Source organism: Pseudomonas sp. I3-I5, from assembly GCF_022699445.1.
Lineage (GTDB): Bacteria > Pseudomonadota > Gammaproteobacteria > Pseudomonadales > Pseudomonadaceae > Aquipseudomonas > Aquipseudomonas fulva.
Genome location: NZ_CP093940.1, coordinates 4,788,526 through 4,805,000, shown reverse-complemented (window position 1 = coordinate 4,805,000; position 16,475 = coordinate 4,788,526). Strand labels below are relative to the sequence as shown.

General features: G+C 59.9%; 15 protein-coding genes (1 of these 15 running past the window's edge). 13 read left to right on the top strand and 2 right to left on the bottom strand.

Features of this window, described 5'->3' with window-relative positions; translation table 11 throughout:
* Both MOP87_RS21640 and MOP87_RS21635 read right to left on the bottom strand, forming a co-directional pair.
* A protein-coding gene (locus MOP87_RS21640; RefSeq protein WP_027913209.1) for a CaiB/BaiF CoA-transferase family protein crosses the window boundary here: on the bottom strand, positions 1 to 1,110 show its 5' portion. Its footprint begins 111 nt before the window's first position; the window shows 1,110 of its 1,221 coding nt (coding positions 1–1,110); its start codon is at positions 1,108 to 1,110; the stop codon falls past the left edge of the window.
* A 13-nt stretch (positions 1,111 to 1,123) separates the two neighbouring features.
* On the bottom strand, positions 1,124 to 2,305 hold the full coding sequence (locus tag MOP87_RS21635) for an acyl-CoA dehydrogenase (RefSeq protein WP_027913210.1): 1,182 nt from the start codon (positions 2,303 to 2,305) through the stop codon (positions 1,124 to 1,126).
* Positions 2,306 to 2,461: 156 nt separating this feature from the next.
* Here MOP87_RS21635 and MOP87_RS21630 point away from each other — a divergent pair, with 156 nt between their 5' ends.
* The 13 genes from MOP87_RS21630 to MOP87_RS21570 all read left to right on the top strand — a co-directional run bounded on the left by MOP87_RS21630 (position 2,462) and on the right by MOP87_RS21570 (position 16,445).
* A complete protein-coding gene (locus tag MOP87_RS21630; RefSeq protein WP_027913211.1) occupies positions 2,462 to 3,367 on the top strand; it encodes a LysR family transcriptional regulator in 906 nt (301 codons plus the stop codon).
* Positions 3,368 to 3,782: 415 nt separating this feature from the next.
* On the top strand, positions 3,783 to 4,904 hold the full coding sequence (locus MOP87_RS21625; RefSeq protein ID WP_027913212.1) for a Re/Si-specific NAD(P)(+) transhydrogenase subunit alpha: 1,122 nt from the start codon (positions 3,783 to 3,785) through the stop codon (positions 4,902 to 4,904).
* A gap of 12 nt (positions 4,905 to 4,916) precedes the next feature.
* The gene (locus MOP87_RS21620; protein ID WP_023532697.1) at positions 4,917 to 5,237 is read left to right on the top strand and encodes an NAD(P) transhydrogenase subunit alpha; all 321 of its coding nucleotides are present in this window, start codon (positions 4,917 to 4,919) and stop codon (positions 5,235 to 5,237) included.
* Positions 5,234 to 6,670: an NAD(P)(+) transhydrogenase (Re/Si-specific) subunit beta gene (locus MOP87_RS21615; protein WP_027913213.1), complete on the top strand. Its 1,437-nt coding sequence runs from the start codon at positions 5,234 to 5,236 to the stop codon at positions 6,668 to 6,670. Before MOP87_RS21620 ends, MOP87_RS21615 begins: the two co-directional genes overlap by 4 nt.
* Positions 6,671 to 6,856: 186 nt before the next feature.
* Positions 6,857 to 8,350 (top strand): acetyl-CoA hydrolase/transferase family protein, encoded by a 1,494-nt coding sequence (locus tag MOP87_RS21610; RefSeq protein WP_028687772.1) that lies wholly within the window; start codon positions 6,857 to 6,859, stop codon positions 8,348 to 8,350.
* 339 nt (positions 8,351 to 8,689) lie between these two features.
* The gene (locus MOP87_RS21605) at positions 8,690 to 8,905 is read left to right on the top strand and encodes a DUF1127 domain-containing protein (protein ID WP_027913215.1); all 216 of its coding nucleotides are present in this window, start codon (positions 8,690 to 8,692) and stop codon (positions 8,903 to 8,905) included.
* Positions 8,906 to 9,190: 285 nt separating this feature from the next.
* Positions 9,191 to 9,508: a DUF2388 domain-containing protein gene (locus MOP87_RS21600; protein WP_027913216.1), complete on the top strand. Its 318-nt coding sequence runs from the start codon at positions 9,191 to 9,193 to the stop codon at positions 9,506 to 9,508.
* Positions 9,509 to 9,537: 29 nt separating this feature from the next.
* The gene (locus MOP87_RS21595) at positions 9,538 to 9,831 is read left to right on the top strand and encodes a DUF2388 domain-containing protein (RefSeq protein ID WP_059183484.1); all 294 of its coding nucleotides are present in this window, start codon (positions 9,538 to 9,540) and stop codon (positions 9,829 to 9,831) included.
* 36 nt (positions 9,832 to 9,867) lie between these two features.
* Complete coding sequence (locus MOP87_RS21590; RefSeq protein ID WP_023532340.1) at positions 9,868 to 10,188, top strand: DUF2388 domain-containing protein; 321 nt, start codon at positions 9,868 to 9,870, stop codon at positions 10,186 to 10,188.
* Complete coding sequence (locus MOP87_RS21585) at positions 10,185 to 12,140, top strand: DUF4105 domain-containing protein (protein ID WP_049695234.1); 1,956 nt, start codon at positions 10,185 to 10,187, stop codon at positions 12,138 to 12,140. Before MOP87_RS21590 ends, MOP87_RS21585 begins: the two co-directional genes overlap by 4 nt.
* A 289-nt stretch (positions 12,141 to 12,429) precedes the next feature.
* Positions 12,430 to 13,737, top strand: a complete 1,308-nt coding sequence (locus tag MOP87_RS21580; protein ID WP_023532698.1) for a CitMHS family transporter — start codon at positions 12,430 to 12,432, stop codon at positions 13,735 to 13,737.
* 70 nt (positions 13,738 to 13,807) lie between these two features.
* The gene (locus tag MOP87_RS21575) at positions 13,808 to 14,578 is read left to right on the top strand and encodes a TerC family protein (RefSeq protein WP_027913220.1); all 771 of its coding nucleotides are present in this window, start codon (positions 13,808 to 13,810) and stop codon (positions 14,576 to 14,578) included.
* 208 nt (positions 14,579 to 14,786) lie between these two features.
* The gene (locus MOP87_RS21570) at positions 14,787 to 16,445 is read left to right on the top strand and encodes a Na/Pi cotransporter family protein (protein ID WP_027913221.1); all 1,659 of its coding nucleotides are present in this window, start codon (positions 14,787 to 14,789) and stop codon (positions 16,443 to 16,445) included.
* Positions 16,446 to 16,475: the final 30 nt, after the last annotated feature.

Below are 16,475 nucleotides of genomic sequence, written 5' to 3'. Positions count from 1 at the left end.
CTCAACAGGCGTCTGCGACAAGCGAATCGGCGAAGCGACCTGGGGCACTGTGCCTGCCAGTGGGTGCGCCATGCTCACTGCCAGTTCTCGCGCCACTACCTGTGGATCCTCAAACACCTGCGCCAGGTCATTGACCGGCCCACACGGCACGCCTACTGCTTCCAGGTCACTCACCCACTGCGCCGTCGTCCTGAACACCGTCACCTGGCGAATCAACGGTACTAGCTCGCCCCTGTTGGCTACACGTGCCTTGTTGGTTGCGAACCGCGGGTCATCAGCCCACTGTACCTGCCCAGCCACCTCTGCAAACTTTCGGAACTGACCATCGTTGCCCACAGTGAGAATGAAGTCGCCATCGGCCGTGGGAAAGTTCTGGTAAGGCACGATATTCGGGTGCGCATTGCCCAGGCGACGCGGCGGCACGCCCGTTGTCAGGTAATTCATCGCCTGATTGGCCAGGCACGCCACCTGGACATCCAGCAGAGCCATGTCGATGTGCTGACCCTCACCACGCTGCTCCCGATGAGACAGCGCCGCCAGAATCGCCACCGTCGAATACAGCCCGGTAAGAATGTCCGTCAGCGCCACCCCAACCTTCACAGGCCCCGCACCCACCTCACCCTCCGGCAGCCCTGTCAGGCTCATGAGCCCGCCAAGCCCCTGAATCATGAAGTCATAGCCCGCACGCTGCGCATAGGGACCTGTCTGCCCGAACCCGGTGATCGAGCAATAGATGAGCTTCGGATTGATAGCCTTCAGGCATGGATAATCCAGCCCATAAGCCGCCAAGCCGCCTACCTTGAAGTTTTCAATGACGATATCGCTCTTGGCAGCCAGTTCGCGGATCAGTCGCTGACCATCGGCCTGGGTGAAGTCGATCGTGATAGAGCGCTTGTTGCGGTTGGCTGCCAGATAATAAGCCGCTTCGCCAGTACTGCCACCCGCGCTGTCCTTGAGATAAGGCGGCCCCCACGCCCTCGTGTCATCGCCCTTGCCAGGACGCTCGACCTTGATGACATCGGCACCCAGGTCCGCAAGGATCTGACCAGCCCACGGCCCCGCCAGTACCCGCGACAGGTCCAGCACGCGCAGATGCGAAAGCGCTCCCATGACAGCCTCCTTATTAATAGAAAGCCTGAATACCTGTCTGCGCACGCCCCAGAATCAGAGCATGCACGTCATGGGTGCCTTCATAAGTGTTCACCACCTCGAGGTTGACCAGATGACGCGCCACGCCGAATTCGTCCGAGATGCCATTACCGCCCAACATGTCACGCGCCATGCGGGCGATGTCCAGCGCCTTGCCACATGAGTTGCGCTTCATGATCGACGTAATCTCGACAGCGGCAGTGCCCTCGTCTTTCATGCGCCCCAGACGCAAGCAGCCTTGCAGTGCCAAGGTGATCTCTGTCTGCATGTCAGCGAGCTTCTTCTGAATCAGCTGGTTGGCAGCCAGCGGCCTGCCAAACTGCTGCCGGTCCAGGGTGTACTGACGCGCTGTATGCCAGCAGGCCTCGGCAGCGCCCAGCGCTCCCCATGAAATGCCGTAGCGTGCGGAGTTCAGGCAAGTGAAAGGCCCCTTGAGCCCGCGCACCTCAGGGAACATGTTCTCCTCGGGCACAAACACATTGTCCATGACAATCTCACCCGTCACGGAGGCGCGCAGCCCGACCTTGCCATGAATCGCCGGTGCACTCAGGCCCTCCCAGCCCTTTTCCAAAACGAAACCACGGATGTCACCTGCGTCGTCCTTGCCCCACACCACGAACACATCAGCGATAGGACTGTTGGTGATCCACATCTTGCTGCCGGTCAACCGATAGCCGCCTTCGACTTTCCGGGCACGAGTGACCATCGACCCCGGGTCAGACCCATGATTGGGTTCAGTAAGGCCAAAGCAACCAATCCACTCGCCACTGGCAAGCTTGGGCAAGTACTTCTGTTTCTGTGCCTCGGAGCCAAATTCATTGATCGGCACCATCACCAACGACGACTGCACACTCATCATCGAGCGATACCCCGAGTCGATGCGCTCTACCTCGCGAGCAATGAGCCCGTAACACACGTAGTTCAGACCGCTCCCACCGTACTGCTCCGGGATCGTAGCGCCCAGCAGGCCCACTTCACCCATCTCGCGAAAGATCGCTACATCTGTCTTTTCGTGACGGAACGCTTCAAGCACGCGCGGAGCCAGCTTGTCCTGGGCGAACTGATAGGCACTGTCTCGAACCATGCGCTCTTCTTCACTGAGCTGTTGATCCAGCAAGAGGGGGTCGATCCAGCTGAAGCTTGCTTTGGCGGCCATGAATGCATTTCTCCCAGAACGGTGGATGACTTATGACGTGATCCTAGGCCGGGCAAGCGGCGACGACAAACGACGTTTCTGCACCTATGAGTGCTATTTTCTCACTCAGAGAGCATTGAAACCCCAAAACCAAATGTCCACGAGTGAGGGATAGGCATGCGTCGGAAGATACCCAGCACTACAGCCCTGGTTTGCTTCGAGGCTGCCGCCCGCCACGAAAGCTTCACCAAGGCTGCTCAGGAACTGTCGCTGACCCAGGGCGCTGTGTGCAGGCAGATCGGCAGCCTTGAGGGCTTTTTGAACGTTGAGTTGTTCCGCCGCTCACACCGGGGCGTGAAGCTGACCGAAGCAGGGCTGTCCTACAGCCGGCAAGTGGCCGCGCAACTCGATGCGGTAGAGCGCGATACGCTGTCGGTGATGCGTCAGCAGGGCGCCAGCGTGATCGAGCTGGCAGTGGTGCCCACGTTCGGCACTCAATGGTTGCTGCCGCGGTTGATGGATTTCCAGCAGCGTCAACCCGATGTCACGGTCAACCTGACCAATCGCACACGACCTTTTCTATTTGCCGATACCAGCTTCGATGCCGCCATCTACTTTGGTGACGGTGACTGGTCAGGTACCCGCTCGCACAGGCTGATGGGTGAAAATCCTGTCCCTGTCTGCAGCCCGGCGTTGCTTGGTGATAGGCACACCCTCCAGGCGCACGACATTGCACAACTCCCCCTGCTGCAACAAAGCACCCGGCCCTATGCATGGCGTCAGTGGTTCAGCAGCATCGGCATTTCTGTAGCAACCGACATGACCGGCCCCCGCCTTGAGCTCTTTTCAATGCTCGCACAAGCGGCCATGCATGGAATGGGGGTTGCGCTCATTCCCCCCTTTCTCATTCAACGCGAGCTCGGCGAGGGTAGGCTGGTGGTCGCTAACAGGCATGTTCTACGTAGCGACAGGGCCTACTATCTAATGATTCCGGAGCGCAGGGTCGAATCAACCACGCTGGATGCGTTTCGGGAATGGCTGGTGGCACAGGCGGCGGATTACGCTGACACCAAGGAAAGCTGACCCCGTAGTCAATTATAATTTACACCTACAGATATAATGATCTGTCGCATTTAAATAACTATATTGCAGCGCTTCTGACAGTGATAGAGTGCTTCAGCGATCTGTTATCAAGCCTATGTTTGCGACATTCGCCTGCTTAAACACGAAAAATGCAGATTTTCCGCTGAAAACTGTCCTAGCTTGACGAATAAAGGCGCTTGAGCGTTCGCAACAGATCAGCTGCGACATCTGGTCACATGGTGACTTGTAGTTATTTGTTAGTTTCGCTCCAGATTCTATTGAAGCTCGTCTGGTTCGTCTGCAAAATGCTGTGCCCGCCCAGGATCGGGTGGTTGGGCCCTAAGCCGCTCCGGCGCACCCTACGAAGTGCGCTGGCCTCACAAATATAAAAAAGGTCATCGCAGGAGAAATAGTCGTGCACATTGGTGTTCCGCTCGAGACGCAGACCGGCGAGACAAGGGTCGCCGCGACGCCTGAAACCATCAAGAAACTGATAGGTCAGGGTCATCAGGTTACGGTCCAGCAAGGTGCTGGGGTCAATGCCAGCATTCCGGACAGCGCCTATGAATCTGTCGGTGCCCGCCTGGGCTCGGCGGCTGAAGCCTATGGCACCCAGTTGGTGCTCAAGGTAGTCGCGCCAACCGATGGTGAATTGGCGCTGATGAGCAGCGGCAGCCTTCTGGTCGGCATGCTCAACCCGTTCAACAACGACGTTATCGCCAAGATGGCCGCGCGCGGCCTCACGGCATTTGCGCTGGAGGCCGCGCCGCGAACGTCTCGGGCACAAAGCCTGGACGTACTTTCATCCCAAGCCAACATCGCCGGCTACAAAGCCGTATTACTGGCTGCCCATCACTATCCGCGCTTCATGCCGATGCTGATGACGGCCGCCGGTACGGTGAAGGCAGCACGCGTCTTGATCCTGGGTGCAGGTGTAGCGGGGTTGCAAGCGATTGCGACGGCCAAGCGTCTTGGCGCAGTCATCGAGGCATCGGACGTGCGCCCTGCGGTGAAGGAACAGATCGAATCGCTCGGCGCGAAGTTCATCGATGTGCCTTACGAGACCGATGAGGAGCGCGACTGTGCCCAAGGCGTCGGCGGCTACGCCAGGCCCATGCCGGCAAGCTGGATGCAGCGTCAGGCTCAGGCCGTACACGAGCGTGCCCGGCAAGCGGACATCGTCATTACCACCGCACTGATCCCTGGCCGCAAGGCGCCTACGCTATTAAGCGCCGAAACGGTCGCCCACATGAAACCAGGTTCGGTAGTCATCGACCTGGCAGCGGCCCAGGGCGGCAACTGCCCACTGACCGTGGCCGACGAGGTCGTGCATGCCCATGGCGTCACCATCGTGGGCCCAACTAACCTACCCGCCCTGGTCGCAGCGGACGCTTCCGCCCTTTACGCACGCAACCTGCTGGACTTCACAAAACTGCTGTTCGACAAGGACGGCGCCCTGACCATCAACCTCGAAGACGACATCGTCGCGGCCTGCCTCATGTGCCGCGACGGTCAAATCGTCCGCAAGAACGGCTGAGGAGCACGACAAATGGAAGACATGCTGATTTCCCATGGCATTTATAACCTCATCATTTTCGTGCTGGCCATTTATGTGGGTTACCACGTGGTCTGGAATGTCACACCGGCGTTGCACACCCCGCTGATGGCAGTCACCAACGCGATATCGGCCATCGTTATCGTCGGTGCCATGCTCGCCGCTGCGCTGACGGTCACGCCTGCCGGAAAGGTGATGGGCACGCTCGCCGTTGCTCTGGCTGCAGTCAACGTATTTGGCGGGTTCCTGGTCACCCGCCGCATGCTTGAAATGTTCAAGAAAAAGGTCAAGAACGAGGGGCAGAAGTCAGCATGAGCATGAATCTGGTAACACTTCTGTACCTGGTCGCCTCGGTGTGTTTCATCCAGGCGCTCAAGGGCCTGTCGCACCCCACTACATCCCGGCGTGGCAACCTGTTCGGCATGATCGGTATGGGTATCGCGATCCTCACCACGGTCGGTCTCATTTATAAGCTCGGTGCTGAGCTGGCCACGGCCGGCATCGGCTATGTGATCGTCGGGCTGCTGGTGGGCGGCACCGCAGGCTCGGTGATGGCCAAACGCGTCGAGATGACCAAGATGCCTGAGCTGGTCGCCTTCATGCACAGCATGATCGGCCTTGCCGCGGTATTCATCGCCATTGCCGCAGTGCTCGAGCCCCAGTCGATGGGAATCGTCGCCGCCATCAGCGATCCAATCCCTACGGGTAACCGCCTGGAGCTGTTCCTGGGGGCTGCCATTGGTGCCATTACCTTCTCGGGCTCGGTGATCGCCTTCGGCAAGCTATCGGGCAAATACAAGTTTCGCCTGTTCCAAGGCGCGCCGGTGCAGTTTGCCGGTCAGCACAAACTCAACCTCATTCTCGGCCTGACCACCATCGCGCTGGGGTTGCTGTTCACCTTCACCGGCCACTACAGCGCCTTTACCCTCATGCTGGTGCTGGCGTTCATCATGGGCGTGCTGATCATCATCCCGATCGGCGGTGCCGACATGCCGGTGGTGGTGTCGATGCTCAACAGCTACTCGGGCTGGGCTGCAGCAGGGATCGGCTTCTCGCTGAACAACTCCATGTTGATCATCGCCGGCTCGCTGGTAGGTTCGTCCGGGGCGATTCTGTCCTACATCATGTGCAAGGCCATGAACCGCTCGTTCTTCAATGTCATCCTGGGCGGCTTTGGTGGCGATGCCGAAGCGGGTGCTGCCCAAGGCTCCACAGAACAGCGTCCGGTGAAGTCCGGCTCGGCCGACGATGCGACCTTCCTGCTCAGCAACGCCGACAGCGTGATCATCGTTCCCGGCTATGGCCTTGCCGTCGCACGTGCCCAGCATGCGCTCAAGGAGCTGACCGAGAAGCTCACGCACAACGGTGTCACCGTCAAATACGCCATTCACCCGGTGGCAGGGCGTATGCCTGGTCACATGAACGTGCTGTTGGCAGAAGCCGAGGTCCCCTACGACCAGGTCTTCGAGATGGAAGACATCAATGCCGAGTTCGGCCAGGCCGACGTAGTCCTGGTATTGGGCGCAAACGACGTGGTCAACCCGGCCGCCAAGAATGACCCCAAGTCACCGATCGCCGGCATGCCGATTCTCGAAGCCTTCAAAGCCAAGACCATCATCGTCAACAAGCGCTCCATGGCCAGCGGCTATGCAGGCCTGGACAACGAGCTGTTCTACCTCGACAAGACCATGATGGTATTCGGCGACGCCAAGAAGGTCATCGAAGACATGGTCAAGGCCGTGGAGTGAGGCAGGTTCTGTTCTGATCCTGTGAACAAGAAGAGCCCTGGTCGATAACGGCCAGGGCTTTTTCGTTAATTGATCCGGATCAACGGCCATGAAGCGGCGGGGGTAATACGACCATGGTCGCGGGACGGCACCGGTCTAAATCACTAGACTGCGCAGCAGTAGCTTAGTAGCCCGAGATAACAATCCATGTACCGTGATCGCATCCGCTTGTCCTCCCTGCATAGCAAGGTAATGAGTGCGGCCGACGCCGCTGGCCTGATCGAGGACGGCATGACCGTCGGCATGAGCGGCTTCACCCGCGCCGGTGAAGCCAAGGCCGTCCCTCACGCGCTGGCCGAACGCGCCAAGCAGTCGCCGCTGCAAATCAGCCTGATGACCGGCGCGAGCCTTGGCAACGACCTGGACAAACAGCTGACCGAAGCCGGTGTACTGGCCCGCCGCATGCCGTTCCAGGTGGACAGTACGCTGCGCAAGGCCATCAACGATGGCAAGGTCATGTTCATCGACCAGCACTTGTCGGAGACCGTCGAGCAACTGCGCAACCAGCAACTGAAGCTCCCCGACATTGCCGTGATCGAAGCGGTGGCCATCACCGAGCAAGGGCATATTGTACCGACCACGTCGGTCGGCAACTCGGCGAGCTTTGCGATCTTTGCCAAGAAAGTTATCGTCGAGATCAATTTGTCGCACAACCCGAATCTGGAAGGGCTGCACGACATCTATATACCTACGTACCGTCCTACCCGCACGCCCATCCCATTGGTAAAGGTGGATGACCGCATCGGCAGTACCGCCATTGCCATCGACCCTGCCAAGATCGTAGGCATCGTCATCAGTGACCAACCCGATTCGCCCTCCACGGTGCTGCCACCCGATGACGAAACCCAAGGCATTGCCGACCACCTGATCAGCTTCCTGAAGAAAGAGGTTGAAGCAGGGCGCATGACCAACCGGTTGGGGCCCCTGCAGGCGGGGATCGGCAGCATTGCCAACGCCGTGATGTGCGGGCTCATCGACTCGCCGTTCGAAGACCTGACCATGTACTCCGAGGTGCTGCAGGACTCCACGTTCGATCTGATCGATGCGGGCAAACTGCGCTTTGCCTCGGGCAGTTCCATCACCCTGTCCAGTCGCCGCAACACCGACGTGTTCGGCAACCTGGAAAAGTACAAGGACAAGCTGGTTCTGCGCCCGCAGGAAATCTCCAACCACCCCGAAGTGGTTCGGCGTCTCGGTATCATCGGTATCAACACTGCCCTGGAATTCGACCTCTACGGCAACGTCAACTCCACGCACGTCTGCGGCACCCGGATGATGAACGGCATTGGCGGTTCCGGCGACTTCGCCCGTAATGCACACCTGGCCGTATTCGTGACCAAATCGATTGCCAAAGGCGGCGCCATCTCAAGCGTGGTACCCATGGTCAGCCATGTGGACCATACCGAGCATGACGTGGACATCCTGGTCACCGAGCAAGGCCTGGCAGACTTGCGGGGCCTGGCCCCTCGGGAGCGCGCCAGGGCGATCATCGACAACTGCGTGCACCCCGACTATCGCGCGGCCTTGAACGATTACTTCGAGCGCGCTTGCCAGCGGGGCGGGCACACGCCGCACATCTTGCGTGAAGCACTGGCATGGCATGAAAACCTGGAAGAGACAGGTCGCATGCTTGCCCTGTAACGCGTCCTGAAGTAAGCACAAACCTCGAAGGGTCGCTTGGCGACCCTTTTTTTACGCCACTGAGAAAGCAGCAACAAGGCAGGAACAGAATAAACTGTACTACTGTACTGCTTTTCACCAGATGTTCTCTCCGAAAGGCAGAGGAATCACCGAAATATGCACCATATTCGCGCACACCAGTACAGTTTAGCCACTTTTGAGTGCAACAGTAGCATTACACAGTTAACTGGCTCGCCCTCTTTACCTGCAACTGTATCTACTGTTATGGACAAGAGGGGAGGATCATTGGCATCAGTTAAATCACTATCTAATGCCGCCATAAGCGGAAGGATGATCATCATGGAACGTACCCTCAGTTCCGGTCTGGTTTTTGAAAGCACCGCCAAACAATCCAATGCCTCGTTCCCCCTGCGCGTAGCCTCTACCTTGTTGCTTTGGCAGCGTCGTATGGCCAGCCGTCGTCAATTGGCCCGCTTGGATGCGCGTCTGCTGGCAGACGCCGGTATCAGCGAATCGCAGCGTTACGAAGAGTTGAGCAAGCCTTTCTGGCGCTAAGCGCCTGTGCCAGCCTGACTGGCAACGTGAATTTCGAAAACCCGTCGCAGAGCCCTGCGACGGGTTTTTTATTTGTGTTTCAAATAAAATCTCCGCCACCGGTACAGTTACCGTGAGCTCTTCTATAAGGCATAACAGTTCAACGCCGCTCTATCATTAACATCTTGATACAGCACCGCGTGATACGCTTCGCTTAACTGTCTGGTAGAACCGACTGTCATAGTCTAGGCAAGGGCCGTTGCCCACGTTCCCAGCTGGATCCCCTCACACCAGGAGCTTACGTTCATGACCCGTACTTACCTGATCGGCGCTGCGCTGATGCTTGGCCTGGCTGGTACAGCCAGTGCCAGCAGTTTTGTCGTCACCACCGACACCGTGGTACGAGGCGTCGCTGCCTCAACCAACGCCACGTCCGATGCGTCTTCATCCCTGCGCGATAACAAGATCGTGCAAGCAGCCCGCGACGACGCCGCCAGCTTCGTCGCCAGCCAGGGCAGCATCCGGGGCGCCAAGCTCGAAAGCGCGCTGGTTCACATCCGTGCCCAGGCACCTGCCTTGCACGCCAGCGACGAGCAACTGGCTCAAGCCATCCTGGCTCTTTGAGTCAGCAGGCCGTCTCCAGCCGATCGCTCATGCGTTTTCTGCTATTACCCCTGCTCTGGACCGCGGGCATAGCCACGGCTCACGCGCTGGACGCCACTACCCAAGGCCTGGTGATCTCGGGTTACGTCACGACCCAGGTCACCACTGCACCTTTTGATCGAAAGCTCATAAGCGCAGCGCGCGACGATGCAGCAGTGTTCGTCGCCACCGAGGGTCGTGTGCGCGGTGCACGCCTTGAGGCAGCCCTTGAAGCCATTCGCGTGCATAAACCCGCGCGCACTGCCAGCGACCTGGAACTGGCGCGAGCAATCCTCGTCGAATGACTATCCTTTTCCTCCCAGTATTTTCGGAGATGCTCCATGCGTAAACCGCTGATTGCCGCTACTCTCGGCATGTTCCTGTTGGCCGACCTGGCCCAGGCTCAGACCTTGGTGGCCACCAGCAACATCATCGTGCGCGCCTTTGGCCGCTCGATCGACTTCACATCGGATACCACGACATCCATTCGCGATTCGAAAGTGGTACGTGAAGCTCACGACGATGCAGCCAGCTTCGTGGCCAGCGACGGCGATATCCGTGGCGCGCAACTGGAAGCGGCGTTCACGACGTTGCGCGAGCGTGTACCGCAGGCACGCGATGCCAGTGACCAGGTATTGGCCGAAGCTATTCTCGCGCTGTGAAGTCACTGCGTGCCGGGTGGTTCGGCTGTCTTCTGACACTACTCGGCACGCCCGCGCTTGCAGACTTGCACCTGGATCTGCAAACCGCCGACCTGACCCCGCAGCAGGTCAGCGCCAGCCAGGCGCTGCTCGACCAAGCGATGGCCAGCCTGCCACCCTCGTTCAAGCAGCGGCTTGATCGCACCGTCAGCGTCAGTTGGAGTGACCAGATGCCGCCTGACGCCTACGGCCAGGCATCATTGGTGTCCAGCCTGATGCTCAATCGGCGCCTGCTGCCCAGCCTTGCCGACGGCACCGCGACCACAGAGCTGACGCATCGGCCCCATGGCACTGTGCGCAACGAACTGTTGGCGACCGTGGTCCATGAGCTCACTCATATCTACGACCGCGCCCGGTTGTGGCCGGGGCAGCAGAACGCATTGCTCACTCGATGCAACCGCCTGCAAGGCACTGTCGGGAATGTAGGCCTGCCCGGCGAATGCCGCGGCCAGGCGGGGCGACGGTTCACCCTCAGCGATGACCCACGCCTGCTGGACCTCGCCGGCTGGCCCCAGTACGTAGGCCGGCGCGGCGAGCGCGAACAGCATAACGGCCAGTTCGTGCGTAGCCCCGACCGCTACGAGCTGAGCAGCCCGAAAGAATACGTCGCGGTCAATATGGAGTACTTCCTTCTCGACCCCAGCTATGGCTGTCGCCGCCCCGCGCTCAATCGATACCTGACTCAACATTTTGGCTGGAGCCCTCCCCAGGACGCCTGCGCCAAAGGCCTGCCGTTCATCAATGCCGGTAGCGACTTCGCGCGCCAGCCACTGGGTGAGGTCGACCCCGAGCGGGTGTACGAAGTGGATTACCTGCTGGCCGAGGCCAATCAGAACCTGGTCAGCCGCTGGGGGCACAGCATGCTGCGCCTGGTCATCTGCAAGCCCGGCCGTCCGCGAGGCCCGGACTGCCGCCTGGACCTTGATCAAAGCCTGGTGCTTTCGTACCGCGCTTTCGTCAACGACGTCCAGTTGTCCAGCTGGGATGGACTGGTCGGCGTCTACCCCTCCCGGTTGTTCGTGCTGCCGCTGGGGCAGGTCATCGATGAATACACCAAGACCGAACTGCGCAGCCTGGCCTCGGTGCCACTCAAGCTCAATCGTGAGGAGATCGAGAACCTGGTCCGCCAGGCCGCCGAAATGCACTGGAGCTACGACGGCAACTACTGGTTCCTGTCCAATAACTGCGCCGTGGAATCGCTGAAGCTGCTGCGTAGCGGCACCGCCAACCCAAAACTCAACGACCTCGACAGCATCATGCCCAATGGCCTGCTTGCCGTGCTCGACGGCCGTGGGCTGGCTGACACCAGCGTGCTGGACGATCCGCGAGAGGCACTGCGCCTGGGCTACCGCTTTGACTCGTACCGCGACCGCTACCAGGCCATGTTCGATGTGCTGAAGAAGCAACTGCCGGTAAAGCAAACCAAGGTAGAGGATTGGTTGGCCCTGGACGCCGAGCAACGCAAGCCCTGGTTCGACCAGGCTGACCTGCGCACCAGTGCCGCCTTGCTGCTTCTGGAACAGGCGGGCTTGCGACGGCAACTGCTGTTGGCACAGGACGAGGTCAAGCAGCGCTATCTCAATGCCGCAGCGCTCAAGGATGGTAGCGTCGACAAGGCCGATGCCACCCTCAAGCAGATGCTCGCCAACAGCGGTTTCCTGAGTCGCCCGGCGGAATTGCTCGACACCACAGGCTACGGGCTGCCGCAGCGAGAAGAGCGGGTTCACCTGGAAAAGGTCAGCAGCGAACGCCAGGCGCAGTTGCTGCGCTTGAGTACCAACCTGGACAAAGAGGTGAGGGCGCTGCTCGAACCTTCCCGGGCCAGGCAGATAGCGGCAGTTGAAGCCAACGTGAAGCACATCGGAGAGCATCTTCGCGCACTGCATAAGGCAGCGGGTGGGCTACAGCTGTAGCGGCTCAACAGCTCATCCACCCGCCTTACCTACCTTTTGTCACCCTTGTTGGAGCGAAAGCTGGCTGAAAGCTTGCCCGCTTAGGATAGCCCCATTGCCGGCACAGACCGGTCAGCCAGGGCGAGGTACGTGCCGCGCCCGGCGCAACCAACAACAACAATGGTGATACCGATGCCTTTCCGTGCCCGACTTTTCTTAGTCCCGTCCTACCTACTCCACGCGCAGCGTCCTGCACGCTGACCCGCCCGAACCGTCCTCTTTTTCGTCGCGCCTCGCCTGGAGTATTGCCATGCTGACCTTCCTCGGCTTCGCCATGGTCGTCACGTTCATGTACCTGATCATGACCAAGCGCCTGTCGGCCTTGATCGCCCTGATCCTGGTGCCCATTCTGTTCGCCCTCTTTGGCGGTTTCGCCAGCAAGATCGGCCCCATGATGCTCGAAGGCATCAGCAAGTTGGCGCCCACCGGCGTCATGCTGATGTTCGCTATTCTCTACTTTGCCTTGATGATCGACTCCGGCCTTTTCGACCCTGCGGTGCGAAAAATCCTCAAGCTGGTCAAGGGCGACCCGCTCAAGGTGTCGGTAGGCACCGCCGTGCTGGCTCTGGTGGTATCGCTGGACGGTGACGGCGCTACCACCTACATGATCTGCTGCGCGGCCATGCTGCCCATGTACAGCCGCCTGGGCATGAGCCCGCGCATCATGGCGGGGCTCATCATTCTTGCCGGCGGGGTCATGAACATGACGCCATGGGGTGGGCCCACCGCGCGGGCGGCCAGCGCCTTGCACGTGGACCCTTCCGATATCTTCGTACCCATGATTCCAGCGATGTTGTTCGGCGTGGTCGCGATCCTGGCCATCGCCTACCTGTACGGCAAACGCGAACGTGCCCGCCTGGGCGAGCTGCACCTGCCAACTGACGATATCGATCACAGCGACATCAGTGTTTCGCAATATCCAGAGGCACGCCGGCCAAAGCTGCTGTACTTCAATGGCGCACTGACCGCTGCATTGATGGCGGCCCTCATCGCCGGCCTGCTGCCGTTGCCAGTGCTGTTCATGATCGCCTTCAGCATCGCGATGATCGTCAACTACCCCTGCCTGCAACAACAGAAAGACCGTATCGCCGCCCACGCCGGCAGCGTGCTGGCGGTTACCGGCCTGATCTTCGCCGCAGGCATCTTCACCGGCATCCTGTCGGGCACGGGCATGGTCGATGCCATGTCCAAAAGCCTGCTGGCTGTCATTCCCGAAGCGTTGGGCCCGTACCTGGCGGTGATCACGGCGATCGTGAGCATGCCGTTCACCTTCTTCATGTCCAACGACGCCTTCTATTACGGTGTTCTCCCCGTACTGGCCGAAGCGGCAAGCCACTATGGCATCAGTCCGGTCGAGATGGCCCGTGCATCCATCGTCGGGCAGCCGGTGCACCTGCTCAGCCCGCTGGTACCCTCGACTTACCTGCTGGTCGCCCTGGCCGGCATCGAATTCGGGGATCACCAACGCTTTACGCTCAAGTGGGCAGTACTGGTGTGCCTGTGCATAATGTTCGCCGCGCTGATCATGGGCATTTTCCCGCTGTTCAGTAGTCTCTGATAACAGACCTCTCTCCACCGCAATGCGCCTCGATGCAGGCGCATCGCCCATACCGCTCAAAGGAAAACACATGGAATGGCTGACCAGCCCGGAAATCTGGGTTGCCTTCTTCACCCTGACCGCGCTTGAAATCGTTCTGGGCATCGACAACATCATCATGATCTCGATCCTGGTCAGCCGCATGCCCAAGCACATGCAGCCGCGTACCCGGATCTTCGGCCTGGCCCTGGCCATGGTCACTCGCATCATGCTGCTGCTGTCCATCACTTGGGTAATGCGCCTGACCGACGATCTGTTCGTGGTGCTAGGGCAGGGTATATCCGGACGTGACCTGATCTTGTTCTTCGGTGGCTTGTTCCTGCTCTGGAAGAGCTCGCAGGAGATCTACCACGGCCTGGAAGGCGAAGAAGAAAACGCCGACGAACCCAAGGGCTCTGGCGGCAAGTTCTTGTACACCATCATCCAGATCGCGATCATCGATATCGTCTTCTCCCTGGATTCGGTGATTACCGCTGTGGGGATGGTGTCGCACGTGCCGGTGATGATCGCCGCAATCATCGTCGCCGTGCTGGTCATGATGGCTTGTGCCGGTACCATCGCCGACTTCATCGACAAGCACCCTTCATTGAAGATGCTCGCGCTGTCGTTCCTGATCGTGGTAGGTACCGTGCTGATCGCCGAAGCATTCGATGTGCATGTTCCTAAAGGCTACGTTTATTTCGCCATGGCCTTCTCCCTGGCGGTCGAAGCCATCAACATCCGCATGCGTACGTCGTTGGCACGCAAGGCTGGCAAGGAGCACGAGGCCGTGAAGCTGCGCAAGGACGTGCCGGGTCAATAACCTCACACGTCACGGAGAAAAGGGCCCTGCGGGGCCCTTTGCGCATGCCGCCAGTACGTCCCAAGGATGTTTCAAAATGATGACAGCCATGCGAAGCTGGCGGCAGCGGCATAATAGAACTAAAGCTTGAACAGGCCTTTGCAAACAGCACTGCGCCCGCGTCTTTTCGACCGGCCACCTTGGCCGGTGCACTCAGGGGGCTCTCGTCATGCTGACCCTACTCAATCTGCTTTCGGCAGTCACCTTGCTGGTGTGGGGCACGCACATCGTGCGAACCGGCATTTTACGGGTGTTCGGTTCGGATCTGCGACGCATCATCGGCCAGAACATGGACAAACGCCCGCTGGCCTTCATCGCTGGCATTCTGGTCACTGCAATGGTGCAGAGCAGCAACGCAACCGCAATGCTGGTCACCTCATTCGTAGGTCAGGGCCTGATGGCCATGACCCCGGCGCTGGCCATCATGTTAGGGGCCGACGTGGGCACGGCGCTCATGGCCCGTGTACTGACCTTCGACTTGTCCTGGCTTTCGCCCCTGCTGATTTTCCTGGGGGTGATCTTTTTCCTTTCACGCAAGCAGACCCGTGCTGGCCAACTCGGCCGCGTCGGCATCGGCCTGGGCCTGATCATCCTGGCGCTGGAACTGATCGTCCAGGCAGCCGCCCCCATCACCCATGCCCAAGGCGTGAAGGTGCTTTTCGCCTCGCTGACCGGCGACATTCTGCTCGACGCCCTGGTCGGTGCATTGTTTGCCATGGTGTCGTATTCGAGCCTGGCCGCCGTCCTGCTCACCGCCACACTGGCAGGTGCCGAGGTGATCAGCCTGCCGGTGGCCATAGGCCTTGTGGTCGGCGCCAACATTGGTAGCGGCCTGCTGGCGTTCATCAGCACCAGCATGCAGAACGCCGCCGGCCGCCGCGTGGCGCTGGGCAGCCTGCTGTACAAGCTGATCGGCCTGCTGTTGATCATCCCCGTGCTCCACCCGCTGGTGGACTGGATGGACTCACTGAGTTTCAGTCCGCAAGAACTGGTCATTGGCTTCCACTTGCTCTACAACACGGCCCGCTGCCTGATCATGCTGCCTACGGTCAAGCCCATGGGAAGGCTGTGCAACAGCCTGTTGCCAGAGCGCGAGCGCGACAACGGGCAGATACGCCCGCGCCATCTCGACGCCTCGGCCTTGGAAACGCCCAGCCTGGCGCTGGCCAATGCGGCCCGGGAGACGCTGCGCCTGGGCGATATCGTCGACAACTTGCTTGAAGCCATGCTTGGCGCCCTGCGCGGCACTCAGGCTGCATTGCCTCAGCAGGTACGCGCACTGGGTGAGGATGCCGAGGCCCTGTACAGCGCCATCAAGTTATACCTGGCGCAGATGACCCGCGAGGACCTCAGCGAACACGACAACCGTCGCTGGGCCGAGATCATCGAGCTGGCCGTCAACCTCAAGCTGGCCTGCGACCTGATCGAACGCATGTTGCGCAAAGTCCAGCAGCAGAAGACAAGCCAACGCCGTGCCTTTTCTCAGATGGGGCTGGAGGAACTGACCGGATTGCAGGAGCAATTGCTGGCCAACTTGCGCCTCGGCCTCTCGGTATTCCTCAGCGCCGACCCGGAAAGCGCGCGTTTGCTGCTGCGCGAGAAACGTCGTTTTCGCGCCCAGGAACGGCGCCTGGCCCACGCCCATGTCAGCCGCCTGCAGCGCAAAGTGGTACAGAGCATCGAGACCAGCTCCATCCACCTGGAGCTTATCGCCGACATGAAGCGGTTGAACTCTTTGTTCTGCAGCAGTGCCTATGTGGTACTGGGCGGCTCGGACACGGGCGGGCTGATGCTCGACAGCGTGCCGGACGAAGCCCCTCTGCCGTGATGTCGCCGACCTGAGGACCCCCGCTCACCC